31 protein-coding genes are annotated in these 24428 nt (G+C 35.6%); 17 read left to right on the forward strand and 14 right to left on the reverse strand.

The window, feature by feature from the left end:
- Positions 1–36: 36 nt before the first annotated feature.
- Together AAEU33_RS04590 and AAEU33_RS04595 are read right to left on the reverse strand one after the other, a co-directional pair.
- The gene (locus tag AAEU33_RS04590; protein WP_345991080.1) at positions 37–696 is read right to left on the reverse strand and encodes a thioredoxin family protein; all 660 of its coding nucleotides are present in this window, start codon (positions 694–696) and stop codon (positions 37–39) included.
- A 14-nt stretch (positions 697–710) separates the two neighbouring features.
- Positions 711–1199: a TlpA disulfide reductase family protein gene (locus AAEU33_RS04595; RefSeq protein WP_345991081.1), complete on the reverse strand. Its 489-nt coding sequence runs from the start codon at positions 1197–1199 to the stop codon at positions 711–713.
- Between the two features lie 151 nt (positions 1200–1350).
- Here AAEU33_RS04595 and AAEU33_RS04600 point away from each other — a divergent pair, with 151 nt between their 5' ends.
- The 3 genes from AAEU33_RS04600 to AAEU33_RS04610 all read left to right on the forward strand — a co-directional run bounded on the left by AAEU33_RS04600 (position 1351) and on the right by AAEU33_RS04610 (position 2105).
- On the forward strand, positions 1351–1512 hold the full coding sequence (locus AAEU33_RS04600) for a bacteriocin (protein WP_172281848.1): 162 nt from the start codon (positions 1351–1353) through the stop codon (positions 1510–1512).
- Between the two features lie 111 nt (positions 1513–1623).
- Positions 1624–1788 (forward strand): bacteriocin, encoded by a 165-nt coding sequence (locus AAEU33_RS04605; RefSeq protein WP_345991084.1) that lies wholly within the window; start codon positions 1624–1626, stop codon positions 1786–1788.
- Positions 1789–1946: 158 nt separating this feature from the next.
- The gene (locus AAEU33_RS04610) at positions 1947–2105 is read left to right on the forward strand and encodes a hypothetical protein (RefSeq protein ID WP_172281844.1); all 159 of its coding nucleotides are present in this window, start codon (positions 1947–1949) and stop codon (positions 2103–2105) included.
- 43 nt (positions 2106–2148) lie between these two features.
- Here AAEU33_RS04610 and mutS read toward each other — a convergent pair whose 3' ends face one another.
- Complete coding sequence (gene mutS / locus AAEU33_RS04615; RefSeq protein ID WP_345991086.1) at positions 2149–4734, reverse strand: DNA mismatch repair protein MutS; 2586 nt, start codon at positions 4732–4734, stop codon at positions 2149–2151.
- A gap of 125 nt (positions 4735–4859) precedes the next feature.
- Here mutS and AAEU33_RS04620 point away from each other — a divergent pair, with 125 nt between their 5' ends.
- The gene (locus AAEU33_RS04620) at positions 4860–5396 is read left to right on the forward strand and encodes a GNAT family N-acetyltransferase (protein ID WP_345991088.1); all 537 of its coding nucleotides are present in this window, start codon (positions 4860–4862) and stop codon (positions 5394–5396) included.
- 9 nt (positions 5397–5405) lie between these two features.
- Here the strand turns inward: AAEU33_RS04620 and AAEU33_RS04625 are convergent, their stop codons facing one another.
- Entirely contained in the window at positions 5406–6284 is an 879-nt protein-coding gene (locus AAEU33_RS04625; RefSeq protein WP_345991090.1) for a cupin-like domain-containing protein, read from the reverse strand.
- A 101-nt stretch (positions 6285–6385) separates the two neighbouring features.
- The gene (locus AAEU33_RS04630) at positions 6386–6547 is read right to left on the reverse strand and encodes a hypothetical protein (RefSeq protein WP_273650301.1); all 162 of its coding nucleotides are present in this window, start codon (positions 6545–6547) and stop codon (positions 6386–6388) included.
- 108 nt (positions 6548–6655) lie between these two features.
- On the opposite strand from AAEU33_RS04630, the gene AAEU33_RS04635 reads away from it, so the two are divergent.
- Positions 6656–7549: a bestrophin family ion channel gene (locus AAEU33_RS04635; protein ID WP_345991092.1), complete on the forward strand. Its 894-nt coding sequence runs from the start codon at positions 6656–6658 to the stop codon at positions 7547–7549.
- On the opposite strand, the gene AAEU33_RS04640 is transcribed toward AAEU33_RS04635, so the two are convergent.
- Complete coding sequence (locus AAEU33_RS04640) at positions 7546–8145, reverse strand: hypothetical protein (RefSeq protein ID WP_172281832.1); 600 nt, start codon at positions 8143–8145, stop codon at positions 7546–7548. The genes AAEU33_RS04635 and AAEU33_RS04640 overlap by 4 nt on opposite strands.
- A 55-nt stretch (positions 8146–8200) precedes the next feature.
- Between AAEU33_RS04640 and AAEU33_RS04645 the strand changes: the two genes are divergently transcribed.
- The 9 genes from AAEU33_RS04645 to AAEU33_RS04685 all read left to right on the forward strand — a co-directional run bounded on the left by AAEU33_RS04645 (position 8201) and on the right by AAEU33_RS04685 (position 15639).
- A complete protein-coding gene (locus tag AAEU33_RS04645) occupies positions 8201–8821 on the forward strand; it encodes a toxin-antitoxin system YwqK family antitoxin (RefSeq protein ID WP_345991094.1) in 621 nt (206 codons plus the stop codon).
- Between the two features lie 5 nt (positions 8822–8826).
- The gene (locus AAEU33_RS04650) at positions 8827–9357 is read left to right on the forward strand and encodes an RNA methyltransferase (protein WP_172281828.1); all 531 of its coding nucleotides are present in this window, start codon (positions 8827–8829) and stop codon (positions 9355–9357) included.
- 184 nt (positions 9358–9541) lie between these two features.
- Positions 9542–10192 carry a CBS domain-containing protein gene (locus AAEU33_RS04655; RefSeq protein ID WP_172281826.1) on the forward strand — a complete coding sequence of 217 codons (651 nt, stop codon included), beginning with the start codon at positions 9542–9544 and terminating at the stop codon, positions 10190–10192.
- A gap of 1 nt (position 10193) precedes the next feature.
- Positions 10194–11060 (forward strand): NAD kinase, encoded by an 867-nt coding sequence (locus AAEU33_RS04660; RefSeq protein ID WP_273650299.1) that lies wholly within the window; start codon positions 10194–10196, stop codon positions 11058–11060.
- 70 nt (positions 11061–11130) lie between these two features.
- On the forward strand, positions 11131–12201 hold the full coding sequence (gene fbaA / locus AAEU33_RS04665) for a class II fructose-bisphosphate aldolase (RefSeq protein WP_172281822.1): 1071 nt from the start codon (positions 11131–11133) through the stop codon (positions 12199–12201).
- Between the two features lie 83 nt (positions 12202–12284).
- Complete coding sequence (gene accD / locus AAEU33_RS04670) at positions 12285–13139, forward strand: acetyl-CoA carboxylase, carboxyltransferase subunit beta (RefSeq protein WP_172281820.1); 855 nt, start codon at positions 12285–12287, stop codon at positions 13137–13139.
- Positions 13140–13194: 55 nt separating this feature from the next.
- Positions 13195–13704: a hypothetical protein gene (locus tag AAEU33_RS04675; RefSeq protein WP_345991097.1), complete on the forward strand. Its 510-nt coding sequence runs from the start codon at positions 13195–13197 to the stop codon at positions 13702–13704.
- An 87-nt stretch (positions 13705–13791) separates the two neighbouring features.
- Complete coding sequence (locus tag AAEU33_RS04680) at positions 13792–15195, forward strand: nucleoside recognition domain-containing protein (RefSeq protein WP_345991099.1); 1404 nt, start codon at positions 13792–13794, stop codon at positions 15193–15195.
- Positions 15196–15246: 51 nt separating this feature from the next.
- Positions 15247–15639: a hypothetical protein gene (locus tag AAEU33_RS04685; protein ID WP_172281814.1), complete on the forward strand. Its 393-nt coding sequence runs from the start codon at positions 15247–15249 to the stop codon at positions 15637–15639.
- A gap of 15 nt (positions 15640–15654) precedes the next feature.
- Here the strand turns inward: AAEU33_RS04685 and AAEU33_RS04690 are convergent, their stop codons facing one another.
- From AAEU33_RS04690 to AAEU33_RS04705, 4 genes are all read right to left on the reverse strand, one after another.
- A complete protein-coding gene (locus tag AAEU33_RS04690) occupies positions 15655–16536 on the reverse strand; it encodes a ferric siderophore ABC transporter substrate-binding protein (RefSeq protein ID WP_345991101.1) in 882 nt (293 codons plus the stop codon).
- Positions 16537–16568: 32 nt separating this feature from the next.
- A complete protein-coding gene (locus tag AAEU33_RS04695; protein WP_345991103.1) occupies positions 16569–16967 on the reverse strand; it encodes a biopolymer transporter ExbD in 399 nt (132 codons plus the stop codon).
- 90 nt (positions 16968–17057) lie between these two features.
- Positions 17058–17762 carry a MotA/TolQ/ExbB proton channel family protein gene (locus AAEU33_RS04700; protein ID WP_172281808.1) on the reverse strand — a complete coding sequence of 235 codons (705 nt, stop codon included), beginning with the start codon at positions 17760–17762 and terminating at the stop codon, positions 17058–17060.
- A 179-nt stretch (positions 17763–17941) separates the two neighbouring features.
- A complete protein-coding gene (locus AAEU33_RS04705) occupies positions 17942–18403 on the reverse strand; it encodes a hypothetical protein (protein WP_172281806.1) in 462 nt (153 codons plus the stop codon).
- Positions 18404–18572: 169 nt separating this feature from the next.
- On the opposite strand from AAEU33_RS04705, the gene AAEU33_RS04710 reads away from it, so the two are divergent.
- Complete coding sequence (locus tag AAEU33_RS04710; RefSeq protein WP_345991105.1) at positions 18573–20369, forward strand: DUF885 domain-containing protein; 1797 nt, start codon at positions 18573–18575, stop codon at positions 20367–20369.
- A 150-nt stretch (positions 20370–20519) separates the two neighbouring features.
- Positions 20520–20966 (forward strand): DinB family protein, encoded by a 447-nt coding sequence (locus tag AAEU33_RS04715; RefSeq protein ID WP_172281802.1) that lies wholly within the window; start codon positions 20520–20522, stop codon positions 20964–20966.
- On the opposite strand, the gene nth is transcribed toward AAEU33_RS04715, so the two are convergent.
- Positions 20967–21587: an endonuclease III gene (gene nth / locus AAEU33_RS04720; protein ID WP_172281801.1), complete on the reverse strand. Its 621-nt coding sequence runs from the start codon at positions 21585–21587 to the stop codon at positions 20967–20969.
- A gap of 32 nt (positions 21588–21619) precedes the next feature.
- On the opposite strand from nth, the gene bcp reads away from it, so the two are divergent.
- The gene (bcp, locus tag AAEU33_RS04725; protein WP_345991107.1) at positions 21620–22069 is read left to right on the forward strand and encodes a thioredoxin-dependent thiol peroxidase; all 450 of its coding nucleotides are present in this window, start codon (positions 21620–21622) and stop codon (positions 22067–22069) included.
- Between the two features lie 84 nt (positions 22070–22153).
- Here bcp and AAEU33_RS04730 read toward each other — a convergent pair whose 3' ends face one another.
- Genes AAEU33_RS04730 through AAEU33_RS04740 form a run of 3 tightly spaced genes read right to left on the reverse strand, consistent with a single transcriptional unit; the run spans position 22154 to position 24428 of the window.
- The gene (locus AAEU33_RS04730) at positions 22154–22687 is read right to left on the reverse strand and encodes a GNAT family N-acetyltransferase (RefSeq protein ID WP_345991109.1); all 534 of its coding nucleotides are present in this window, start codon (positions 22685–22687) and stop codon (positions 22154–22156) included.
- Positions 22656–23318, reverse strand: coding sequence for a hypothetical protein (locus AAEU33_RS04735; protein WP_273650290.1), 663 nt, complete (start codon positions 23316–23318; stop codon positions 22656–22658). The genes AAEU33_RS04730 and AAEU33_RS04735 overlap by 32 nt, the downstream gene beginning before the upstream one ends.
- A gap of 27 nt (positions 23319–23345) precedes the next feature.
- Positions 23346–24428 (reverse strand): mannose-1-phosphate guanylyltransferase, encoded by a 1083-nt coding sequence (locus tag AAEU33_RS04740; protein WP_345991111.1) that lies wholly within the window; start codon positions 24426–24428, stop codon positions 23346–23348.

The raw sequence follows: 24428 nt of genomic DNA on the forward strand, positions 1-24428 counted from the left end.
TGCTCGCTTTATTCATTTTTTATTACAAATAGGAGATTATTTTTTTACTTTTACGGTACATCCTATTGCAACCGTTTTTGTCATTTTAACAGGCTCTCCCTTTAGTAAAGCATTGACTGCATCTTGTGCGTAATACTCTGAAACATCATTGGGATTGTCGTAATTGTTATCGATCGCTCCTATATATTTAACTATATTCTTTCCATTTTCTTTTTGTAAAATAAAAACATGCGGCGTTTTAGTTGCCCCATACTGAGGATAAATTTTTTGTCCCTCATCCACTAAATAAGGAAATGTAAAGCCTTTTTGTTTAGCCCTTTCAATCATTTGCTGATATCCGTCTTCCGGTTGTACATTCGGATCATTCGGGTTAATGGCAATTACGGGATAACCCTGTTCTTTGTATTTTTTATCCAGCGCAATAATCCTGTCTTCGTATTTCTTAGCATACGGGCAATGGTTACAGGTGAAAATAATAATAAATCCTTTAGCACTTTTATAATCACCAAGGGAAACCATTTTGCCATCAATATTTTTCAGTTTAAAATCTGTTGCCTCATCTCCTATTTCGTATCCTTTTTCAGATCTTATAAAACTATATTTCTCTTTTACTGTGTTCTCATTATTCTTTGCGGTAAAACTCAATAAGCCGAAACCAATAATAAAAGATGTTATGATAATTTTTATGTTCTTCATAGTATTATAAATATTTAAAGTAAATTTTTATTAATAACAGACTCAAGTTCAGTTTTGCTCATTTCTCCATCATTAAAAAAGATCTTTTCGCCTCCTTTATAAAACAAAGTTACGGGAATATTTCCATCCCAGTTTTTTTCGAACCGGGGAATCCATGTATTCATTCTTTTGATATCATCCAATAAAATAACTTCAGCAGTAAGCTTTTTATTTTTGATAAACTTTAGCACTCTTTCTTTATCCACTAATCTGTCGAGTGAAACTAAAATCATTTTAAATTTCGGATTGTCTTTATTCTTGTTATTTACTTCCATAAAATCAGGAAGTTCTTTTACACATGGAGCACAAGTCGTTGACCAAAAGTTCAGGACAAGGAACTTATCGGTTTCCTGCTGAATACGTTTTTCAAGCTCTTCATATTTCACAGAAGAAATTTCAGTCTGCTGCGCCTTTGAAATGGTAACGCCTAATGATAGGAATAAAATTTTTAAGAAATGCTTCATATTCAAAATTAATAAAAAGTTTCATTGATTAATGATTTTCAACTAATTAATATACCTGAATTCAGGTATTTTTCATGAATTTCATTCACCAATTATGGATATATCAGAATTAAAAATGTAATTTAGTTTAGTCAAATTAAAAGTTTTTATTATGAAAAAATCAAACACTAAATCAAAAAAACTAACTAAAAAAGAGTTGAAAGAAATTAACGGTGGAAGAGTTGTCTGCCCAAGGGTAATCAGCTGCATTGACCGTCATACAGGTCAGGAACGCTATGGTGTGCCAGGAGTTCAGGATGATTATTGCTGCTAATTGGTTGTACTATTAGCTAACCCAATAATAACAAATCTACGATGACACCATTATCTGGTGTCATTTTTCACACAAAGCAATGTGCTTTTAAACAAATTAAATATTATAATTATGAAAAAATCAAACATCAGAATCAAAAAATTAACTAAAAAAGAGTTGAAAAAAGTTAACGGAGGTGTGGGACATGATTGCCCTGTTGTATTTAGCTGTTTTGACAGAAATACAGGGGAAGAATTAATAGGAGTTCCGGGAATACAAGATGGATATTGTTGCTAATTACACCATCCGACAGGCAATAAAAAGTGCAGCTACAAATAGAATGATATGACGTCCTATTTCAAATTCACTCAATAAACAACTGAAAACCAACCACTTTATCTTGTCCTGTTAAAATAAAAATGTACTTTAGTTCTACCAAATTAAAATTTTTTATCATGAAAAAATCAGACAATCAGAAAAGGAAACTAACAAAGAAACAACTAAAGGAAATCAATGGCGGAGCAGGTAATGACTGTCTCATAGAATGTTTTTGCTTTACTCCCGACGGCGAACCTCGTGTGGGAATTTGCAGAATGGATGGAAGCTGTTGCTAACATTATCCATATCAAAAAAAGAGAGCTTACTAGCTCTCTTTTTTTATCCTCCAATCATTTTCTTAATTGCATTAAGCTTCATTAAAGCTTCTATTGGGGTTAGCGTATTGATATCTATTTTAGTAAGTTCTTCTCTGATATTTTCCAAAACAGGGTCGTCTAGCTGAAAAAATGATAACTGCATATTTTCATCTGTCACTCTTTTAATACTTTCCGATGAAGTTCCCTGAGTCCGGCTTGCTTCCAGGGTTTTTAGAATCTCATTAGCCCTGTTAACCACTTTCGCCGGCATTCCGGCCAGTTTTGCCACATGAATACCAAAGCTATGCTCACTTCCACCCGGAACCAGCTTTCTCAGAAAGATGATATTCCCTTTATTTTCCTGTATGGAAACATGGAAATTTTTCACCCTTTCAAAATTAACTGTCATCTCATTCAGCTCATGGTAATGGGTTGCAAATAATGTCTTAGCCTGACTTGGATGCTGGTGCAGATATTCTGCAATAGCCCAAGCAATTGAAACTCCATCATAGGTTGATGTTCCACGACCGATTTCATCCAGCAGGATCAAACTCCGTTCTGAAATATTATTAAGAATGTTAGCCGCTTCATTCATCTCAACCATAAAAGTAGATTCCCCGGCAGAAATATTGTCTGTCGCTCCTACTCTGGTAAATATCTTATCTAAAACCCCTATTTCAGCATGTTTTGCCGGCACAAAACTTCCTATTTGCGCCAGAAGACAGACGATCGCCGTCTGACGAAGAATTGCAGATTTACCCGCCATGTTTGGGCCGGTAACCATAATGATCTGTTGGGAATCCTTGTCTAAAAAGATATCATTAGGAATATATTTTTCTCCCAAAGGAAGAGCATTTTCAATAATTGGGTGTCTCGCTTCCTTCAGATCAACAATGTAGCCATCATTCAAAATAGGCTTTGTATAGCTTTCTGAAACAGCAAGCTCCGATAATCCTACCGCTACATCGAGCTGCGCAATGATATTCGAATTTTCCTGAATCTGGTCCATATAAACCATTGTTTCAGAGCACACATTCCTGTATAACTCATTCTCTAAAACACTAATCTTTTCTTCAGCTCCAAGAATCTGACTTTCATATTCTTTTAATTCTTCAGTAATGTAACGTTCTGCATTAACGAGTGTTTGCTTTCTCAACCAATCCCCTGGAACTTTATCTTTATGAGTGTTCCGGACCTCTATAAAATATCCGAAAACATTATTAAAATCTATTTTAAGGCTTGAAATCCCGGTTCTTTCTATTTCCCGTTGACACATTTCATCGAGAAAGCCCCGCCCTTTGCTTTGAAGGTTTCTAAGCCTGTCGAGTTCTTCCGAAATCCCCTCTCTAATTACTTTCCCTTTTGAAATATTTACAGGAAGTTCTTCATTGAGCCTATCCTGTAAAGACTGAATCAGTTCTCCAAGATCATAAAGCGGTTCAATCCATGCCAGCACATCAGCAAACGGATGAAGCAAGTCCTTAATTGTATGGATATTAACTAAACTCTGACGAAGATAACCGATTTCTTTCGGGGAAATCTTTTCTGCTGCTAACTTTCCCATCAAACGATCGAGGTCGGAAATAGATTTCAGCAATTGAGAGATCTCATATTTTAGTCCATCGTTCTCATTTAAGAAGTCAATAAGGGATAACCTCCTTTGAATTTCATTAACAGATTTGAGCGGAAGAATAATCCTTCTTCTTAGGAGCCGACCTCCCATTGGGGTTGAAGTCCTATCAATAATATCTAATAAAGACTTTCCTTGTGGGTTGCTTGGATATACAATCTCTAGATTTCTTAATGTGAAATTATCCATCATCAGGAAATCATCTTGGGGGATCACCTTGATTTTAGTGATGTGGGCAAGTAAGTTATGATGAGTATCTTCTACAAGGTACGCAAATATAGCTCCTGCCGCTGTAATTGCCAGGGAGAGATTTTCTATACCAAATCCCTTTAATGAATTGGTTTTGAACTGCCCCGTTAATTTCTCATATGCAAAATTGTATTGAAAAGCCCAATCTTCCAGTTTGAAAGCACTTTTATTTTTCAACTGTTCAGGGATCTGAACACTTCTCTGATAGATAATTTCGCTGGGATCGAAAGTGCTTACGATATGCAAAAGCTTTTCGAGAGTTCCCTCACTTACCAAAAATTCTCCGGTAGAGATATCAACCAGTGCGATTCCAAACTTTTCCTTTTCTTTATGGATCGAAAGCAAGAAATTGTTCTTCTTAGAGCTAAGTACCTGATCATTAAAAGTAACTCCCGGGGTTACCAGTTCTGTCACCCCTCTTTTTACAATACCTTTTACCATTTTAGGATCTTCCAGCTGATCGCAGATAGCCACTCTAAGTCCTGCACGAACTAGCTTAGGCAGATAAGAATCTACTGAGTGGTGTGGAAATCCTGCCAGTTCAATATGACCTTCTCCGTTCGCTCTTTTGGTAAGCACAATTCCAAGCACCTGAGAAGCACGGATTGCATCCTGTCCAAAAGTCTCATAAAAATCTCCCACTCTGAATAATAAAAGAGCATCCGGGTATTTTCCCTTGATGGTATTATACTGAGCCATTAATGGAGTCTCCTTCTTCGTTTTTGCCATAATAAAAAATGAAGGTCAAATTTAAAAAATAAATTCAGGGTTAAAAAATTGTTTCTCTATTAATCTTACGAGCTCCTCTTTTGTTTTGATTAATTTTTTATCGTACTTTTCGATAAAATTAAGTAATGGATTTTCCAATATTAGAAACAGACAGATTAATTTTACGACAACTTACCCGGAATGATGCTAAAGATTTATTTGAATATTTTTCTTTGGATATTGTGATGGAATATTATGATCTGGCAACTTTTACAGAATTGGAAGAGGCCGAAAAACTAATTGACACATTTAATAACGATTTCGAAAATAATAAGGGATTTAGATGGGCTATTGAGCTGAAAGGCGAAAATAAGGTTATAGGAACCTGTGGCTATCACAATTGGTTTCACGAACATTTTAAGGCGGAAATAGGATATGAACTGCATCCTGAATATTGGCAAAAAGCCTATATGAAAGAAGCGGTACAACCTATTTTATCTTTCGGATTCGAAAAAATGAATCTTCACCGAATAGAAGCTTTTATAGATCCTGCTAATATCTCTTCTGAAAAACTTTTGTTTTCAGCTGGTTTTCAAAAAGAAGGGACCATGCGCGATTTCTTTTTTGAAAAGGGCAAGTTTGTAGATGCTACTATTTTTGGCCTTTTAAAAGACAGAAAATAAAAGAGTATTCTACCGGCCTTTTCTCAGATGTCTTTCTAATGCTTCAGTACTTTTTTCGTATGCCCATTTTTGTTTATAGTTTACCCATTTTGCTTTAAAAACTTTTCTCAAAAGCTTATCGGTATACCTCATGATAAATACATGATAAAGCATACTGGCAAAAACTTTAGGCTTGTTGGGGAGTGCGCGTAGCGATAACGAAAACCCCGGCTCAAGATACCTGTTGAAATGCCAGAATGCTCCCGGAATAAAGAGTGCATCTCCGTGCTCCATGAAGATTTCATATCCTTTTGCATATTTCAAGGCTGGAAACTTTTCATAATCAGGATTTTCATAATCTACATCATAAACAGTATGAACCGATAATGGTACTTTATACAGAAAGGCAGATTGTTCCTGATCAAAAAGCAGTATCCTTTTTTTTCCTTCAAAATGAATGTGCATAAAATCTCCTAAATCCACATCATAATGCATTAAAACATGAGCCTCACTTCCTCCAAAAAATAAGGTTGGAAGTCTTTTAAAAAACTTCATTCCAAGATCAGGATAAATAAAGTTCTTTAATAACTCCGGAAGCCTGTCGGTAATGATATAGAAAAAAATACGAAGGTCTGAAGGTTTACTTTTAATCGTATCGATATAATCCTTCATTTTCATATGGGTAACAGGAGCATCTGAGCTTTTAGAAGCATTAGCAGGTTTGTTATCATATAACGGAACTTCCTGCTCCCCTGCTTTTTCACGAATGTAAGCAAGGTTCCACAAATCAAATGCATCCCAACGTCTTGCAAAATTTTTGATCAGAACGGGCTTCTTTTTTTTGAAATAATTTTTCTGAAAATCTTCTTTACTGATATCGTTGACAACATCTACTTTTTCTAGAATCATCCATAATTGATTTAATGCGAAATAAAAGTAATGTTTTTTTGAAATTTATAAAAACTTTACCTTTCACATTTTCTTATTCTTTGAATATTATCAATTAAAAATCAGGAAAAAAGATATACCAACACGGAAATAATTCCTCCAAAAAAGATAAGAGCACATCCGCCCGGCCCGTTCTGAAATTTCTTTCTGCTGTATTTATTTACATAATGTCCGCTTACCCAGGTACCATCTCTTTTATAGTGCCCTTTTCTGTAATATCCCATTTTTTAGTTTTTTTACAAAGAAAATAAGCTCGAAGAAGACCTCATTACGGGTTTCCGTAAAGAAAGTATAAAATGAAAAAATTTATCTTTGTAAGATCAACCTAATTTATGAGAGTTTATAATACAAAACATTTCCTGAAAATACTTTTCAGCCTACATAAAAGCGATACCCTAAAGATCCTATTTCCAACAATGCTATTGGTGGGAGTATATTCTTACGGAATCGAATATCTTGAGGTGGAGTATCTTCATCTCACGTCAAAATCTGCGGTAAGCAATGTAGGTATGATCCATTCATTATTAGGGTTTGTGCTTTCTTTACTATTGGTATTCCGGACGAATACGGCTTATGACAGATGGTGGGAAGGAAGAAAGTTATGGGGAAAACTGGTGAATGATACCCGGAATATTGCCATAAAGCTCAATTTAATCCTTGACAATGACAGACATAGCGCAGAACATGTGGCAAGATACTTGAAGTTCTTTCCTCATTTTCTCGCCAAGCACCTTTCTAAGGAATCTACAAGACTTGCATTGGATGAAGATTATTCTGAGATCGAAAAATCCCTTAAGCATCATGGCCCCAGTGAAATTGTAATATTACTCAGCCATAAATTAAATCAGCTAAAAAAGGAAGGTAAAATTACAGATGTAGAAATGGTATATCTGGACACTCAGCTTTCAGGGTTTCTGGATATTTGCGGAGGTTGCGAAAGAATCAAAAATACACCTATTCCTTATTCTTATTCGTCTTTTGTAAAGAAATTCATTATTTTATATGTATTGGCTTTGCCTGTAGCATATGTTATCAGCATTGGTTTATTTATGATTCCTTTGACTGTATTCGTGTATTATGTCTTAATGAGTCTGGAACTTATTGCCGAAGAAATTGAGGACCCTTTCAATAATGATGAAAATGATATTCCGATGGAAACCATTGCTCAGAATATTGAAAAAAATGTCCATCAGATCATGGGATTAAAAAATAAAATCAACCTTTAGAGGTTGATTTCTTTTAGTTCGCCATCTTGCTTGATTTCTACAAATTTACTTTCGCGATTTGCCGACGAATAGTTATAGAAAAAAGTCTGGTATATAGGTGTTGAATAAAGGTATCCTCCGTAAGCATTATAAGCATCCGACTGTCCTGTTTGCTGCTGATAACTTGCCGTTGCAGTAAAATTCACAATCGTCTCGAGATAATAATTACCCGGTTTTAATTTTTCAAATTTAAATCTGCCATGATCATCAGTCAGAGCCTCTATTCTGTATTTAAAAGCTTCATCAGACATGTAGACGGTTGTTTTCTTATTCTCATACTTTTTCCTCATCTTATAAAATTCTTCAAAATAAGGGGTTACAGGAAAAAGCATAACAACGGTTCCTTTTGGTGCATAATGTTTTTCCCCCAGTAAAGGTTTGATTCCCCAGTTGTTTTTTTGTTTGGTAGATGCCACTCCTTCAATGGTAGAATTTCCAAAACCGATCATGTTTTGAGCCAGTTTTTTATCAAAGAAGGCCTGTGGATAATATGTATTCTGAGCTTTTGATAGTATAAAAGCAGAGGTTAGCATCCCGAATACAAGTAAATTTTTCATGTCATATTTTTTAATCAAATATAACTATTTTACTATTTTTGAAATAAAAAAATCTATGAAATACATTTTTCTTTTATTATTTTCTGCATCTTCTTTGGCAATAGCACAAAAACCATGTGGATTTAAAGACGGACTACAGGAAGGAACCTGTAAACAGTTTTTTGAAAACGGACAGGTCAAAGAAATTGCTGAATGGAAAAAGGGAAAACTGGATGGTGATGCAATCTTTTACTATGAAAATGGAAAAGTTCAGGCAAAAGGAGAATACAAAAAGGATTACAAAATAAAAGAATGGGCATACTACGATAAAAATGGTATCCTGACTTCTAAAGAGGTTTTCAGAAACGGAGAAAAAAATGTCTATGACAATGCTTCTACCGGTACGTTTTATTCACCCTCCGGCAACATTACCGAAATTTCAAATTATAAGTTCGGAAAGCTGAATGGTGAAAGCAAGGTTTTTTACGAGAACGGAAAATCGGTAAAACAAATTGGCTACTACGAAAACGGGATAGCCACAGGAAAATGGAAAATGCTTTATCCATCAGGAAAAGTTCAGCGTGAAACAGAGTTCGCCAACGATAAATGGAATGGAACACGCGTTCATTACCGTGAAGACGGAAGCATCGAAAAAACAGAAATATATAAAGACGGAAAATTAATCTCTACAAAATAATATAATTGGTACATAAATTAAAACTGGAAGAACTCAACAGAATAGATGTTGAAACATTTAAAAAGGTTGAGAAAATTCCTTTGATCGTCATTTTGGATAATGTAAGAAGTATGCACAATGTGGGAGCCACGTTCCGAACAGCCGATGCTTTTCTGATTGAAAAAATAATTCTTTGTGGTATTACTCCGCAACCACCCCACCGTGAAATTCACAAAGCAGCTTTAGGAGCTACAGAAAGTGTAGACTGGGCATATGAAAATGATATCAACACAGCAATCCGGGATTTAAAAAGTCAGGGGTTTGAAATTATTGGCATAGAGCAAACCAGTAATAGTACTATGATCACAGATTTTACTATTGATAAGACTAAAAAATATGCCTTGATACTGGGTAATGAGGTAGAAGGAATAAGTGATGAAGCTTTGGAAAACATTGATGTATTCCTGGAAATTCCTCAACTAGGAACAAAACATTCATTGAATGTAAGTGTATGCGGAGGACTCGTTATGTGGGAGTTTACAAAGGCTTTAAAATAAAAAACTGCATATGTCCAATAGACAGTGCAGTTTGAAATAAATCTAATAAAAAGTAAAAATGAAAGGCGACAAAGATACTTTATTTTTATTTACAAACAAATTTTTGGCCCGGATTTTTCATTTTCACGAAAAAAAAAACGAATATTACAAAACAGTTTCGTTTAATTTTTTATAAATTAGCACAATGTTTATCAAGGATTATATCTCAAAGGATTTCCCATGTTTTAGCCTGACTGACTCAATAGAATCAGCAAGAAGTACATTAGAAGACTTTGGATATACTCATGTTTTCATTAAAAAATCCCATCACTTTTACGGAGCTATTGCCAGAGAGTTTCTTTATGACGCTGAAGGAACATTAAAAGATCTGGAGCACCAGGTTGAACGATTTGCTATTCTTGAGGATAACAATATCATGGACAGCATTCGTTTATTTTATACCTTCAATTCGAATGTAATTCCGGTCATCAATAAAACAGAAAAATATTTAGGATATATCATGTGTGAAGATGTCTTTCAGGATTTATCACGCTATCCTTTGTTTTCTGAATCAGGAGCTATACTTACTGTAGAAGCTCCCGCAAGAAAATATTCCATGACAGAAATTGCCAATATTGTGGAAAGCAACAATTCTAAATTCTACGGTGGATTTATCAGCTTTATGTCGGAAGAAGTGGTTCGGGTAACCATAAAGATCAGCAATGAAAATCTTGCATCTATTGATGCCACGTTCGACCGGTATGATTATAGAATTGTTGAAAAATTCTACTCTGATGAAAAAACAGACCTGTTTAAAGACAGATTTGGCTTTTTCCAAAAATTTATAGAAATATAACATGAAGGCAGCTATATATTCTCAAAAAAAAGATCTTGATACTTTTTTATATTTAAGCAAATTCGTTTCAGAGCTTGAGAGCAGGGGCGTAAAATCTGTTTTATACGATGAAATGGCTGAAGCCCTTCAGTTTTCAAAAATTTTCGAAACCTTTAATAATAAACAGGATCTTGTAGAGAAAGAAGTTGATCTTTTTTTCACATTCGGAGGAGACGGAACGATAGTCAACTCTTTAACCTTTATTGAAGATCTTGAAATTCCTATTGTCGGAGTAAATACAGGAAGGTTGGGTTTTTTAGCCAGCTTTACCAAGGAAGAAGCATTCAAAGAACTTGACGCAATTCTGAAAGGAGATGTAAAAACCAGCCGACGCTCTGTGATCGAAGTGGTTTCCCCAAGATCTGAAGAATTTTTTCCATACGCTTTGAATGACGTCACCGTTTCAAGAAAAGAAACAACGTCCATGATCACCGTAGATTCATTTATCAATGATGAATTTCTGAATGTATTCTGGGGAGATGGTGTTATTGTCTCCACTCCTACAGGTTCTACAGCCTACTCATTGAGTTGTGGGGGGCCTATTATTTCTCCTAATAACGAAAACTTTGTCATAACTCCTATTGCGCCACATAATCTGAATGTAAGGCCATTGGTAGTGAATGACCGTGTTGAGATAAAATTCAAGGTAGAAAGCAGGGTATCCCAATATTCTCTTTCACTTGATTCAAGACTAATACATATAGAGACTGATCAGGAAGTCGTTATAAAAAAGGCTGATTTCCAGATTCTTTTGGTTCAGCCTAATAATTTAAGTTTCTATGAAACAATCCGCCAGAAACTACTTTGGGGGCGGGACAAAAGAAATTAGCATTTAAGCAAATTTTATTACCTTTACAACAACTTTACAAACACCTAATAATTTATTTAAAAAGTAAAACATGAGCAGAATTTTTCCGGCAGGAGTTGCCACAGGTCAATTGGTTACTGATATTTTTCAGTATGCTAAAGAAAATAAATTTGCGTTACCAGCTGTAAACGTTATCGGTTCCAGCAACGTAAATGCTGTTATGGAAACTGCAGCAAAACTAAACTCTCCTGTTATTATTCAGTTTTCAAATGGTGGAGCTGCGTTCAACGCAGGAAAAGGATTAAGCAACGACGGACAAAAGTCTGCTATTTTAGGAGCAATTGCCGGTGCTAGACATATTCACACTTTGGCAGAAGCTTATGGAGCTACTGTAATCTTACATACAGACCACTGCGCAAAAAAACTATTGCCTTGGATTGACGGTTTAATGGATGCTAATGAAGAGTATTTCAGACTAACAGGAAAATCTCTTTATTCTTCCCATATGCTGGACCTTTCTGAGGAGCCTTTAGAAGAAAACATTGAAATTTCTGCTAAATATTTCGAAAGAATGGCAAAAATGCAGATGACTCTGGAGGTTGAAATCGGTGTTACAGGAGGAGAAGAAGATGGTGTTGATAACTCTGATGTAGATAATGCAAAATTATATACGCAACCGGAAGATGTAGCTTACACATACGAAAAACTAAAGGCTGTTTCTGATAACTTTACTATTGCTGCGGCATTCGGTAACGTACATGGAGTTTACAAGCCTGGAAACGTTGTTCTTACACCAAAAATTCTGGATAATTCTCAAAAATTTGTTCAGGAAAAATTCGGAACCGCTGCAAAACCGGTCAACTTTGTATTCCACGGAGGTTCTGGTTCTACTTTAGAAGAAATCAGAGAAGCAATTGATTACGGTGTGATCAAAATGAATATTGACACGGATCTTCAGTTCGCTTATACAGAAGGTGTTAGAGATTATATGGTTAACAATATCGATTATTTAAGATCTCAAATCGGAAACCCTGAGGGAGAAGAAAAACCTAACAAAAAATTCTATGACCCAAGAGTTTGGGTAAGAAAAGGTGAAGAAACGTTCTCTACAAGATTGGTTAAAGCTTTTGAAGATTTAAATAACGTAAATACTTTAAAATAAGAACTGTACATTTGTATTAGTGTAAAACGTATTCATAGATTTGCACTAATACATTTTACATTTATACATTAATACAAACAAAAATGGCATTCGACTGGTTTAAAAGAAAAGCAAAAAACATTACCACTTCTACTGATGAAAAAAAGGATGTTCCTAAGGGCCTTTGGCACCAAACTCCATCAGGAAAAATAGTGGAACACGAAGAGCTAAGGAAAAACAATTATGTTTCTCCTGAAGATGGATTTCATGTAAGAATAGGAAGTGCAGAATTTTTTGATATCCTTTTTGATGAAGGTAAATTCACTGAACTAGATGCTAATGTTGAAAGTATAGACATCCTAAACTTCAAAGATACAAAGCCGTATGTTGATCGTCTGAAAGAAGTAAAAGCAAAAACAAAACTTACAGACTCTATCAGAAATGCTGTAGGAACAGTGAAAGGTACTGAAATGGTGGTTTCTTGTATGGACTTTGCTTTCATCGGAGGATCTCTGGGATCTGTAATGGGAGAAAAGATAAGAAGAGCTGTAGATTATTGTATCGCACATAAACTTCCCTATATGATCATTTGTCAGTCCGGAGGAGCAAGAATGCAGGAAGCAACTTATTCTTTGATGCAGTTGGCAAAAGTACAGGCTAAATTAGCACAGCTTTCAGAAGCGGGCTTACTGTATATTGCTTATTTATGTGATCCTACTTTTGGAGGAATTACTGCATCTTTTGCAATGACAGCAGATATCATTATGGCTGAACCTGGAGCACTGATCGGTTTTGCCGGACCAAGGGTAATTCGCGAAACAATCGGTAGAGATTTACCAGAAGGCTTCCAGACATCTGAATTCCTTCAGGAAAAAGGATTTGTAGACTTTATTGTGAAGAGAACAGAAATTAAAGATGTGGTCTCTAAAACAGTAAATTTATTAGCAACACATGCTTAAAAATTTGTAACAAATACGATATAATCTCTCTCTGATTAGGGAGAGATTTTTATTTATGAGAACCTTCAGAATATTTTTCAATACCATTCGGGCCATGAGTTTTAAAAAGATTCTCCGTCTTTTATCTCTTGTTCTGCCACATCCTTTATTTTCCATATTGAGTTTTTATGCGACTGTTAAAGCCTTCACCATTGCACAGGCTCGTTTTCCTGAAACAGCTTCAAATAATGGAATTGGCAATGCCTTCAGACATGCATTATGGTGTTGTTTTATCTTGATGTATTGTTCCAAGATCTCCTCACCTCAAAAAGCTCTTGATTTCTGCAAAAAAATAACAGATTTACACGAAGAATTATTTCCAAATAAACCTTTGGAAACCAAGATGGACCTTCATAATAATAAGATCGGAATGGATTATTTTATGGAAATTCTTCCTGGTATTCACCGGCAGTTTTTTGAAAAAAGTTTTTTTATAGATGCTTTGGTTAAAAAGATGGACGACGCAAAAGTCCTTAAAAACCTCGATGACCATTTTGAGGGCCATCTTGTATATCTTGAAGAATAAGCCGGTTTAACTAAAAAAACATTGCCCCCTTTGTGTCCTTTGTAGTTTAAAGTATTTTTGATAAGTTTAAACAATTAATTCAATCAAATGGTTTTAAGCAGAATTTGGTCCGCTTTTATTATCGTTGCTATCGCCATTGCAAGCATAAAATATATCTCTTCAAGTCATTATAATACCATTTTCAATGATATGGTAGTAGGAAAAGCAGGAGATACAGTACAGATCGCATCGAAAAAAATGAATACGCTTTCTCCCATTATCAGGGACAGCCTTACGAAGAAACCTGATTTTGCAGAAGACAGAATTCATTATAAAACAGACTCATTACAACAAAACGTAAAGGTATATCGTGTTCAGGAAGCTGACGGGGTCATTGGGACGGCAGAAACTGCAGTTAAAATATGCATTGGGCTAATAGGCATCATGACTCTTTTTATGGGTTTTATGAGTATTGCGGAAAAAGCAGGTGGAATCAATTTGCTCAGCCGGCTTATTCAGCCTTTCTTTTCAAAACTTTTCCCGGAAATTCCTAAAAATCATCCTGCTTTCGGCCATATGCTAATGAATTTTAGTGCGAACCTGCTGGGACTTGACAACGCAGCCACTCCTTTCGGACTTAAGGCCATGGAAAGCTTACAGACCTTAAACCCCAATAAAGACACCGCCAGTAATTCCCAGATCATGTTTCTGTGTCTTCATGCTGGTGGAATGACGCTGATCCCGGTTTCTATCATTGCTATAAGAGCCTCCATGGGCTCAAAGACGCCAACGGATATCTTTCTTCCATGTATGATTGCTACTTTTACCGCAACACTGGCAGCAATGATCATCGTTTCTCTTTACCAGAAGATCAATCTGCTTCGTCCAATCGTAATTGCATATGTCGGTGGAATTTCAGCAATTATAGGTTTTTTGGTTTTATACCTTGTCCGGTTGAGTAAAGATGAGCTGGATACATTCAGCAAGGTTCTAAGTAACGGCCTTATTTTGTTTATTTTCTTAGCGATCGTGCTTGGAGCAGTTTATAAAAAGATCAATGTATTTGACGCCTTTATTGATGGCGCAAAAGAAGGATTTACAACTTGTGTTAAGATTATCCCCTATTTAGTTGGAATGTTGATCGCTATTTCTCTTCTCAGGACCTCGGGGGTTTTTGATGTGATCATAGATGGAATGAAATGGGTTGCCAATGCAGCCAGTTTAGATGCAAGATTTGTGGACGGATTACCCACAGCTTTAATAAAACCTCTTTCAGGGTCGGGAGCACGCGGAATGATGGTGGACACCATGTCCACATTCGGAGCAGATAGTTTTCAGGGCAAATTAGCAGCAGTTCTGCAAGGAAGCTCAGATACGACGTTTTATGTAATTGCGGTCTATTTCGGGGCCGTAGCGGTTAAAAACACAAGATATGCGGTAATTGCAATGCTTCTGGCCGATTTAGTAGGTGTTATCACTTCAATTGCGCTGGCTTATTTATTTTTTGCGTAGCATATATCATTTTATAACCATTCAATAACCAAACAAACAAGCAACCAGAATATGATTACAGATAAAGAATTTACATTACGCCTGATCCGTCAACTGACACAAGCCCTGGAAAAACTTATTTTAGACAAGCCTGAAGAAAGTTTGATGCAGAAAGAATTGGATTTTGATTCTTTGATGAAGGATATTTTTAAAATAGATTTTACGGCAATCTCTTCTAAGACAAAGGAAGAAATCATAGAAATCGTGAATGAAAGACAGGAAAGGGATCATAAAGACTATTATGAAATGCTTGGAAACCTTTTTTATTTTAAAGGAAAGGAAACAGAAAACCGCGATTTTCAAGATAAAGCAAAAACCTTTTATGAACTGTATCTTCAGACAAGTGGAATCTTTGCCCTTCCTATAATCAACAGAATCAATGAAATAAAAAAAGCACTTGAATAAAGTGCTTTTGTATTTTTAGAATGTGATCTTATAGGTCCCGGTGGATGATGTACTGGCCTTTTCAGCTTTTACATATTTTTTAACCCACGCTACCGAGGTTGAAGATACACACGGATCCGATATTCCCCCTACTCTTCTTGCAGAGACTACATTTCCGGCCTTATCAACGGTGTAAGCAACTGTAACGGATCCACTGGCTGTACAGTTGTGTTGTGGTTGTGCTCCTCCTCTGCCCATTGTTCCGGGGATGTAGCCAATCAATTTTCTGTCGATTCCTACTTTACTGTCTCCATTTCCATCTCCGCCTAAAGGATCTCCTGCATTTCCTATACCTGTTCCCGTTCCTTGACTGCCCGCTTTTGTTCCTCTTCCTTTTATCAGGTTACCGATTGCCGCATTCCCTTTTCCATCTCCATTTCCGGTTTTAGAATTTGCTGTGGCTCCGGAAGTCTTTTTAGTGTTTTTCGAAGCGGATGAACTTGTCGTTTCTTTTTTATTCGATTTTGATTCTTCTTTTTTCGGAACGCTCGCTTTTTTACTATTTCCGGTGATTACTTTATCTTTAGGTTCAGATTTCTTAGTTTCCGTCTTGGGTTCAGGTTTTACTACGGTTTTAGTTTCAGGAACAACGGCTTCTACAGGTTCGGGAGTAACTTCTTCCGATTTTGCAGCTAAACTTCCTTCCTGTTCTGCCGGTTCTTCGATACCATTTCCATTCCGGTTATCTCCAAAGTTTACCAACATAGTGGTTACAACCTCAGGCTCCTTATTCTGTTCTGGCTTTAATTTATATAGAAAAACAAAAAGCAGGATTGCAGACCATACCAGGATAGAAAGTATTCCACTTTTTATCCGGTCCCGGGTTTCCTCATTTTTGTTTACAGTATAACTTTTCATTTTTCACTAATTACCAGGATCTTAAGTTCCGGTTATTTATCTTTAACAGTTGCAAGAGCAATATTGAATTTATGCTTCTCTGCAATTTCCATGGCAAAAACAACATCTTTATGCAACGTGTTTTCGTCTGCCCGAATCGTAAAAGATTTATTCGTTTGATTGGTTAAATTATTGACAATAGTTTGTTCAAGCTGTTCCCTTGCTACAGGCTTATCGTCAATATAATAAGTTCCCTCAGGCTTAATGGTTACTGTAAGGGGATTCGGTATATTATCATCAGCAGTGCTTGTCTTTGGCAAGTTTACGTCAATAGCGCTTTGATTAGCCGCTGAAGATGTTATCATAAAGAAGATCAGCATGAGCAAGATGACATCAGTCATCGCCGCCAAACTAAACTCCGGATTTGCTTTATTTCTTCTTTGAATTTTCATCTGTTTATTCTAAATTTTTACGGGTCAGATGGAATCGCTCTTAATATGTCTATACAATGAATTTTTTTACAGCGATTTCATTAGAAAGATTTATAAAGGTTTGTTGATAAGATCCAAAAATTCACCAGACATGTTCTGAGCTCTCAAAACAAATTTATCAATCCTTGTTAAAAGGATATTGTAAAAAAAGTTAGCAGGAATCGCTACCGCCAAACCAACAGCCGTTTGTCCCAAAGCAGTATAAATACCTTCTGACAGCGTTTTTGGAGAGAAAGACCCTGTTGCATGTGACAAATGGAAGAATGCCAATATCATCCCGATAACCGTCCCCAAAAGTCCCAGCATCGGAGCAATACTTGGCACCACTGCTAATAGATTAAGGTTCTTTTCCATGTTGGCTACTTCAACCTGAGCCTGGGATTCCATAGCACTTACAATATCTGAAACAGGTCTTCCCAATCTGGAAATCCCCTTTTCCAATATTCTGCCTTCCGGTGAGTTTTGTCTTTTGCAATAATCTACCGCTGATTCAATTTTACCTTCTTTAATAAAGTCTTCAATATTATTCATAAAATTGGAATCTGTTTTTGAGGACAATCTTTTAATAAAGAAAAACCGTTCAAAAAACAGATACACTGAAAACACACCAAGCAGTAATACGGTCACCATCACTATTTTAGCGAAGGCTCCTCCATGGAACATGATATTCCAAAATGAAAATTCTAAATTGTCTGTGGCAACTGCGGGTGTTGCAATTTGTGCAAATAAGATCTGAGTAAGTTCCGTTAACAGCATTAATGTGAATATTTTATAATGAATTTAAACGACAAAAGTAATGGAATATTATTAATTCATGTCTTAAAAAATGCTTAAAAACAACTTAAATTTTCCATTGCCACATAAACAGCAAATTTCTTTCCAAAAAGAATTTTGAAAAGAAATTGAATATAAAATTATTGAGGAAGATAAATTTTTTAATCTTCGTCTACCTCAATATTATCCTGTTTTAGTTCACATTTAAGTCTAAAAGCAATCGGAGTATCTGATCCTGTGTAAAAATCATCAATCGTTCCCTTCCAGATCAGATCCAATTCGCCTTCTTCATTTTTTTCAAATACCAGCTCATTATCGTAGATAAAAGCATCTTCATCGTCGAACAAATCCACCTCTGTAAAGGTTTCATCTTCAGAATCATTGATGTTTATCGTTTTTCCTTCAAGGTCCGCAGAATCAATAGGAAAGTCGAAAACTTCTAGTGAGAGTTGTGGAAAATTGTATTGTAAAGAATCATCTTCTACATGATCCAAGCCATCATCCGTTATGATTTCAACTTCAAGGAAATGTTGTTGATTACTATAAATAGCCTTGCAATAAGTACTTCTTATATTGTATTTTAACGTTTCGTCCGGATGGTAAATTTTTAAAATCCCTTTCATTATTTCTTAAAAAAGAGCTGTAATAATATGATTGTTAAATGTTTTAAGCAAAGATAAAAAATAGATTGAATTTGAAAAATATTTTGAAAATTATTTTTTCCAAAATCATGATCCTATCTTTTTTATGATCCTCCAATAATACTTACTTTTGTTACATAAAGATTCTGAAATGAAAAATTTTTTATCAAAAAGTATTTTAAGCTTAGGATTGGTGATAAGCCTGACAGCGTGTAAAAAGTCTGACTCCCCTTTAACGAAAGTAACTCCAACGAATTTAGACTCCATTGCTTCTAATTATTATGAACAATATTTGAAGCTGTATCCTCTTGATGCTACTTCTCAAGGAGACACAAGGTATAATGATCAATTACCTATTAATATTGATAAAGATTTTATTTCAGGAGAAATTGCCTTTTATAATTCTATTCAGAACCAATTAGATAAAGTGGATTATAAAAATCTCTCTGATGATGATAAAGTAGTTTATGATGTACTGGATTATACCTTAAAAGACAAAATAGAAGCCTATGCGTATCATCCGGAATACATTCCATTCAGCCAGTTTACAGGACTTCCCCTCAACTTTCCCCTGTTTGGCAGTGGAGAAGGAAGTCAGCCTTTTAAAACAGAAAAAGACTATGCGGACTGGTTGCAGAGAATGAATAAATTTCCGGTGTGGATGGACACTGCAATAGAAAATTTTAAAGAAGGAATTAGCAATAAAATAGTTTTGCCTAAAAAGCTCATTGTAAAGATGATTCCCCAGATGAAAGCGGAAGAAATCATTACTCCGGACTTTGAAAAAAATATATTTTACGGTCCTATCAAAAAATTCCCTAAGAATTTCACCCAGGCACAAAAAGAAAAGTTCACCACACTTTACAAGGATGCTATTCTCAAAAAAATCATTCCTGCCTACACAAAAATGGGTAACTTTTTAGAAAAGGAATACTTGCCTAAAGGCAGAGATACAGATGGTTACAACAGCTTACCAAAAGGAAACGAAATTTACCAGTATTATGTAAAAAGCTGGACAACAACCAACAAGTCTCCTGAAGAAATTAATAAAATCGGTATTCAGCAGGTGGCCATGCTTCGTTCAGAAATGGAGAAGGTAAAACAGCAGGTTGGATTCACAGGAAGTCTGGAAGAGTTTATAACATTTGTAAAGACAGACCCTAAGGCGATGCCTTACAAAACGTCAAAAGAAGTTCTGGCTGGTTTTAACGGAATCTTAGCCAAAATAACTCCGAAACTGAAAACCATGTTTAATGTAACTCCGAAAACAAAATTTGAGATCAGACAGACGGAAAAGTTTAGAGAGGCCACCGCAAGCGCTGAGTATACTCCCGGAACTCCTGACGGTAAGAGACCGGGTATCTTTTATGTTCCCCTTCCGGATCCGGCAAAATTCAATGTAACTTCCGGAATGGAATCCCTTTTCTTGCATGAAGCGATACCAGGACATCATTATCAGGTTTCTCTTCAGCAGGAAAACACAAAGCTTCCTAAGTTTATGAGATTCGGGTGGTTCGGAGCTTATGGAGAAGGCTGGGCGCATTATTGTGAAACATTAGGTCCTGAGTTTGGATTGTATACAGATCCTTATCAGAAAATGGGATATTTAAGCGACCAGATGCTGAGAGCTGTAAGATTGGTTGTGGATACAGGGCTTCACACAGGAAAAATGACCAGAGAGGAAGCAATTAAATACTTTCTAAGCAATATCTCTTATGATGAAGCAGCAGCAACTGCAGAAGTGGAAAGATATATGGCAATGCCGGGACAGGCGCTGGGATATAAAATCGGTTCTTTAAGAATACGTGAGTTGAGAGATCAGTATCAGAAACAGCTAGGAAAGAAATTTAATCTGGCCAATTTCCATGATGAAGTTCTAAGCCAGGGTTGTCTTCCACTTGATGTTTTGAACAGAAAAATGGAACTTTGGGCGAAGAAGCAAAAGTAATCTTTTAAAAAAATAAAAAATTAATATTTTTGATGGAGCAGTTTATTAAAATTGCTCCTTTTTTAAGTTTAATGGTAATTAATTTTTTGCAAAGAAGCTTGATGATTCCTTCTTTCAAAGACACAATCAATAACAGACAAAACTATAAACATGACAATTGAATCTTTACAATCTCTCTTTGCCAGAGATTTAAATAAACTAAAAGCAGAAATTGAAGCTTACCATAATGAAGCATCTATTTGGAAAACAGATAAAAACATTGCTAATTCTGCAGGAACCCTATCTCTTCATCTGGTCGGAAACCTGAGCCATTTCGTAGGCGCTATCCTTGGAAATACCGGATATATAAGAAACCGTGAACTTGAATTTTCTTTAAAAGATATTCCAAGAGCAGAGTTACTTCGACAAATTGAAAATACTCTTGAAGTTGTAAACTCCTCTTTAAATAACCTTACAGATGCTGACCTAGAAAACGAATATCCTTTTGAACCATTGGGATACAAAATGACAACCGGATATTTTCTGATTCATCTTATGGGACATTTAAGCTATCATTTGGGACAGATCAATTATCACAGAAGATTACTGGATAGCTGATTATTTTTCAAACATCATCTTGGTAATGAAATCTTTATCTCCTTTTCCCCGTGCCGGAGAATATTCTCTTCCATAGAAAATGATCTGGAGATGAAGTTTATTCCATACATCCTCCTTCCAGATATTTTTGGCATCCTTTTCTGTTTCCACAACATTTTTCCCTGAAGTAAGCTTCCATTGGGTCATTAATCTGTGGATATGAGTGTCGACAGGAAATGCAGGAAATCCGAATCCCTGGCTCATGACCACTGAAGCTGTTTTGTGTCCTACGCCTGGTAAAGCCTCAAGCTCCTCATAAGTTTGCGGCACTATACCATTATGCCTTTCAAGCAATAATTCCGCCATCCTTTTCAGGTTTTTGGCTTTAGTATTTGACAGCCCGATCTCTTTGATAAGTTCTTTGATCTCTGAAACTTCGAGCTTCGCCATTTTTTCCGGTGTTCCCGCTACTTTAAAAAGTTGTGGTGTTACTTCATTCACCTTTTTATCCGTCGTTTGTGCTGAGAGTGCGACGGCGACCATCAATGTATAAGCATCGGTGTGCGCAAGCGGAACAGGAACTTCAGGATATAATTTTTCTAATTCAAGCTGAACAAGCTCAGCTCTTTGCTTTTTTGTCATGTAACCACTAAATTTGAACAAAAATAAACAATATGTTGAAAGTAGGCGACAAATTACCCGAATTTGAAGGGACCAATCAAGATGGAGAAATAATAAATTCATCTAAACTCATTGGAAAAAAACTAATTATCTTCTTTTATCCGCAAGCCAACACTCCAACCTGTACTGTGGAAGCATGTAATCTGAGTGATAATTATTCGCAGCTAAAAAAAGCAGGATTTCAACTTTTAGGTATCAGTGGAGATTCTGTAAAAAAACAGAAAAACTTTCATAGTAAATTTGCTTTTCCTTATGATCTGATTGCGGATGAAAATCGTGATGTTATCGAAAAATTTGGTGTTTGGCAGGAGAAAAAGACTTTTGGCAAAACGTATATGGGAATCGTGAGAACTACTTTTATCTTTGATGAAAAAGGCATCTGCACAAGAGTTATCGATAAAGTAACCTCGAAGACTGCAGCAGAACAAATTTTAGAAGGATAAAATTATATAATAAAACAAACCTTTAAACAAAGTCCATACTAGGAAGGCTGTTTAAAGGTTTGTACTATTTATTTTAAAGAAATTTTATTCGGTTTCGTAGTATCTCAATTCTTCATTATCCCCTGGAAGACTTACGTATTTTTGAAATTTCAATCCCAGTTTTTCAATTAGCTTTTGAGAAGAAAAATTATCTTTAGAAGTAATGGCAGATATTTTCTTTAACCCGAAGTCATCCATACCGATAGATTTAACTTTTAAGGCAGCTTCATAAGCATATCCTTTGCCTTCGAATTCATCCAACAAAGAAAATCCTATATCTAATATTTCCAGTCCTTCCCGCTCGAAAATTCCTACTGCACCCACCTTATTATTTCCTTCTTTAGTTATAACAAGATAGTTTCCAAATCCTAACCGTTCCAATTGAGAGAGAAACCTGTTTTTGATATAGGCTTCGGCATCGGAGACATTCTTAAGATGACGGTCACCAATAAACTGTATAAACTTTGGTCTGTTGTAAAGATCAAATATAAACTCACGGTCATCCACGGTTATCGGACGAAGGATAAGTCTTTCTGTTTCGTAGAAATTACCTTCTTTTGGGTGATTTTTTAGACTCATCTTTAGATTCTTCTTTTTTTTCGATTTTTAAAAGCCTTGGATTATTAGCACATTTCTTATTATAAAGCTCTATATAAGTCCCATTATCTTTTACCTGAGTAACTGCTCCTGAAGCTTTATTTACAGTTAATGTAAAATGGGTTTTCTGATAAGGACATTCCTTTGATGTTAATTTTCCTAAATCCAGGTAATAGTTAGATTGATCTTCATAATAATTTCCTGCTACATCCTTAAATTCTTCATCGATCATATAACCATCCACAGTAGCTAAAATGGCTGCTTCCTGAACATTATCTATCTTTCCGACAAACTTTTTTAAGGCATCAAGATCCGTAACGTAATTAATTTTTCCACCGGAGGAATAAACGATGTAATAAAAGCTATCTTCATCCGGAAATAAATCAAATCCTGATGTCTGCGGAATAAAGTCTTTTTTAGTCCCTGAAACTTTTAATTCCTGATCTTTTCCATAAGTATTGTAATTCAACACCCAAAAGTCAATTTTATCGTTAGGCTCTATTCCCTGCAAAACATTAGGAATGCTCGAAAATTTTATTTTTGCCTGAGAATAAGCTGATATTCCTAAAAGAATAAAAGCAATTACCATACATCTTGAAATTAATTTTCTCATAGTTCCGAGGTTAATAATGGAGAATTACTACATAAATTTTTCCCCTTTTTTAAAGTTTTTCAGATCCAGAACATAATCTTTTATAAGCTGATCGTTATCTCTGGGACAAATAAGCAAAGCCTTATCCGTATCTACAATGATGTAGTTTTCTAATCCATCTATAACTACCGCTTTATTGTTGCTTTTTACACGAACGATATTTCCTTTGGAATTGTATGCCAAAAGATATTTTAGTTTTACTGTATTTTCGTTCTCATCTTTTTCAGCATTTTCATAAACCGAGGTCCATGTTCCTAAGTCACTCCAACCCAGATCGGAAGGTATTACATAAACATTTTTTGCCTTTTCAAGAATTCCATTATCAATAGATATTTTCTGTACTTTAGGGTAAATAAGTTCTATACAATTATCCTCTGCCTCTCCATTATATTCACATGCCATAAAATGCTGAGTCATTTCAGGAAGGTAAGTTTCAAAGGCACGATGAATACTTTTCACATTCCAGATGAAAATTCCGGCATTCCAAAGGAAATCACCACTCTCTAAGAAACTCTGTGCTATTTCAAGTATTGGCTTTTCAGTAAATGTTTTAACCTTAAAATAATCTGCGTCCTTTTTGTCTACAAACTGAATGTAACCATATCCAGTATCTGGTCTCGTTGGTGTAATTCCCAATGTAACAAGATAATCATTTTTAGAAGCCAGATCAAAGGCCAACTCAACTTTCTCAAGGAAAATATTTTCCTTCAATATCAAGTGATCTGCAGGTAAAACTATTATTGTAGCATCAGGGGCAATTTCAGCTATTTTATTGGCCATATACAAATTACAGGCAGCGGTATTCTTCATCAGAGGTTCTCCAACAATATTTTTTTCCGGAATTTCAGGGAGCTGCTGATGGGAAAGATTCACATATTCCTTATTGGTAATAACAAATATATTCTCATCAGGAATAACCTTACTGATCCTGTCATACGTCTGTTGAATCATGGTACGTCCAACACCTAAAATATCCTGAAATTGTTTTGGAAACTTCTGCGTACTCATAGGCCAGAATCTACTACCAATTCCACCTGCCATGATAACACAGTATTTATCTGATTTTGACAT

It is taken from the genome of Chryseobacterium sp. Chry.R1, from assembly GCF_039645525.1.
GTDB classification, from domain to species: domain Bacteria; phylum Bacteroidota; class Bacteroidia; order Flavobacteriales; family Weeksellaceae; genus Chryseobacterium; species Chryseobacterium proteolyticum.

What these genes read in the sequence shown, in the direction of transcription:
- AAEU33_RS04620 (WP_345991088.1), top strand. Translation starts at nt 4,860, where the DNA reads ATGGATTTTCCAATATTAGAAACAGACAGATTAATTTTACGACAACTT.
- AAEU33_RS04710 (WP_345991105.1), top strand. Translation starts at nt 18,573, where the DNA reads ATGAAAAATTTTTTATCAAAAAGTATTTTAAGCTTAGGATTGGTGATA.
- AAEU33_RS04685 (WP_172281814.1), top strand. Translation starts at nt 15,247, where the DNA reads ATGATTACAGATAAAGAATTTACATTACGCCTGATCCGTCAACTGACA.
- AAEU33_RS04700 (WP_172281808.1), bottom strand. Translation starts at nt 17,762, where the DNA reads ATGCTGTTAACGGAACTTACTCAGATCTTATTTGCACAAATTGCAACA.
- AAEU33_RS04630 (WP_273650301.1), bottom strand. Translation starts at nt 6,547, where the DNA reads ATGGGATATTACAGAAAAGGGCACTATAAAAGAGATGGTACCTGGGTA.
- AAEU33_RS04600 (WP_172281848.1), top strand. Translation starts at nt 1,351, where the DNA reads ATGAAAAAATCAAACACTAAATCAAAAAAACTAACTAAAAAAGAGTTG.
- mutS (WP_345991086.1), bottom strand. Translation starts at nt 4,734, where the DNA reads ATGGCAAAAACGAAGAAGGAGACTCCATTAATGGCTCAGTATAATACC.
- AAEU33_RS04635 (WP_345991092.1), top strand. Translation starts at nt 6,656, where the DNA reads ATGAGAGTTTATAATACAAAACATTTCCTGAAAATACTTTTCAGCCTA.
- AAEU33_RS04645 (WP_345991094.1), top strand. Translation starts at nt 8,201, where the DNA reads ATGAAATACATTTTTCTTTTATTATTTTCTGCATCTTCTTTGGCAATA.
- AAEU33_RS04715 (WP_172281802.1), top strand. Translation starts at nt 20,520, where the DNA reads ATGACAATTGAATCTTTACAATCTCTCTTTGCCAGAGATTTAAATAAA.
- AAEU33_RS04695 (WP_345991103.1), bottom strand. Translation starts at nt 16,967, where the DNA reads ATGAAAATTCAAAGAAGAAATAAAGCAAATCCGGAGTTTAGTTTGGCG.
- AAEU33_RS04705 (WP_172281806.1), bottom strand. Translation starts at nt 18,403, where the DNA reads ATGAAAGGGATTTTAAAAATTTACCATCCGGACGAAACGTTAAAATAC.
- AAEU33_RS04610 (WP_172281844.1), top strand. Translation starts at nt 1,947, where the DNA reads ATGAAAAAATCAGACAATCAGAAAAGGAAACTAACAAAGAAACAACTA.
- AAEU33_RS04735 (WP_273650290.1), bottom strand. Translation starts at nt 23,318, where the DNA reads ATGAGAAAATTAATTTCAAGATGTATGGTAATTGCTTTTATTCTTTTA.
- AAEU33_RS04605 (WP_345991084.1), top strand. Translation starts at nt 1,624, where the DNA reads ATGAAAAAATCAAACATCAGAATCAAAAAATTAACTAAAAAAGAGTTG.
- fbaA (WP_172281822.1), top strand. Translation starts at nt 11,131, where the DNA reads ATGAGCAGAATTTTTCCGGCAGGAGTTGCCACAGGTCAATTGGTTACT.
- bcp (WP_345991107.1), top strand. Translation starts at nt 21,620, where the DNA reads ATGTTGAAAGTAGGCGACAAATTACCCGAATTTGAAGGGACCAATCAA.
- AAEU33_RS04655 (WP_172281826.1), top strand. Translation starts at nt 9,542, where the DNA reads ATGTTTATCAAGGATTATATCTCAAAGGATTTCCCATGTTTTAGCCTG.
- AAEU33_RS04675 (WP_345991097.1), top strand. Translation starts at nt 13,195, where the DNA reads ATGAGAACCTTCAGAATATTTTTCAATACCATTCGGGCCATGAGTTTT.
- AAEU33_RS04740 (WP_345991111.1), bottom strand. Translation starts at nt 24,428, where the DNA reads ATGTCAAAATCAGATAAATACTGTGTTATCATGGCAGGTGGAATTGGT.
- AAEU33_RS04625 (WP_345991090.1), bottom strand. Translation starts at nt 6,284, where the DNA reads ATGATTCTAGAAAAAGTAGATGTTGTCAACGATATCAGTAAAGAAGAT.
- nth (WP_172281801.1), bottom strand. Translation starts at nt 21,587, where the DNA reads ATGACAAAAAAGCAAAGAGCTGAGCTTGTTCAGCTTGAATTAGAAAAA.
- AAEU33_RS04730 (WP_345991109.1), bottom strand. Translation starts at nt 22,687, where the DNA reads ATGAGTCTAAAAAATCACCCAAAAGAAGGTAATTTCTACGAAACAGAA.
- AAEU33_RS04680 (WP_345991099.1), top strand. Translation starts at nt 13,792, where the DNA reads ATGGTTTTAAGCAGAATTTGGTCCGCTTTTATTATCGTTGCTATCGCC.
- AAEU33_RS04660 (WP_273650299.1), top strand. Translation starts at nt 10,194, where the DNA reads ATGAAGGCAGCTATATATTCTCAAAAAAAAGATCTTGATACTTTTTTA.
- accD (WP_172281820.1), top strand. Translation starts at nt 12,285, where the DNA reads ATGGCATTCGACTGGTTTAAAAGAAAAGCAAAAAACATTACCACTTCT.
- AAEU33_RS04640 (WP_172281832.1), bottom strand. Translation starts at nt 8,145, where the DNA reads ATGAAAAATTTACTTGTATTCGGGATGCTAACCTCTGCTTTTATACTA.
- AAEU33_RS04595 (WP_345991081.1), bottom strand. Translation starts at nt 1,199, where the DNA reads ATGAAGCATTTCTTAAAAATTTTATTCCTATCATTAGGCGTTACCATT.
- AAEU33_RS04690 (WP_345991101.1), bottom strand. Translation starts at nt 16,536, where the DNA reads ATGAAAAGTTATACTGTAAACAAAAATGAGGAAACCCGGGACCGGATA.
- AAEU33_RS04590 (WP_345991080.1), bottom strand. Translation starts at nt 696, where the DNA reads ATGAAGAACATAAAAATTATCATAACATCTTTTATTATTGGTTTCGGC.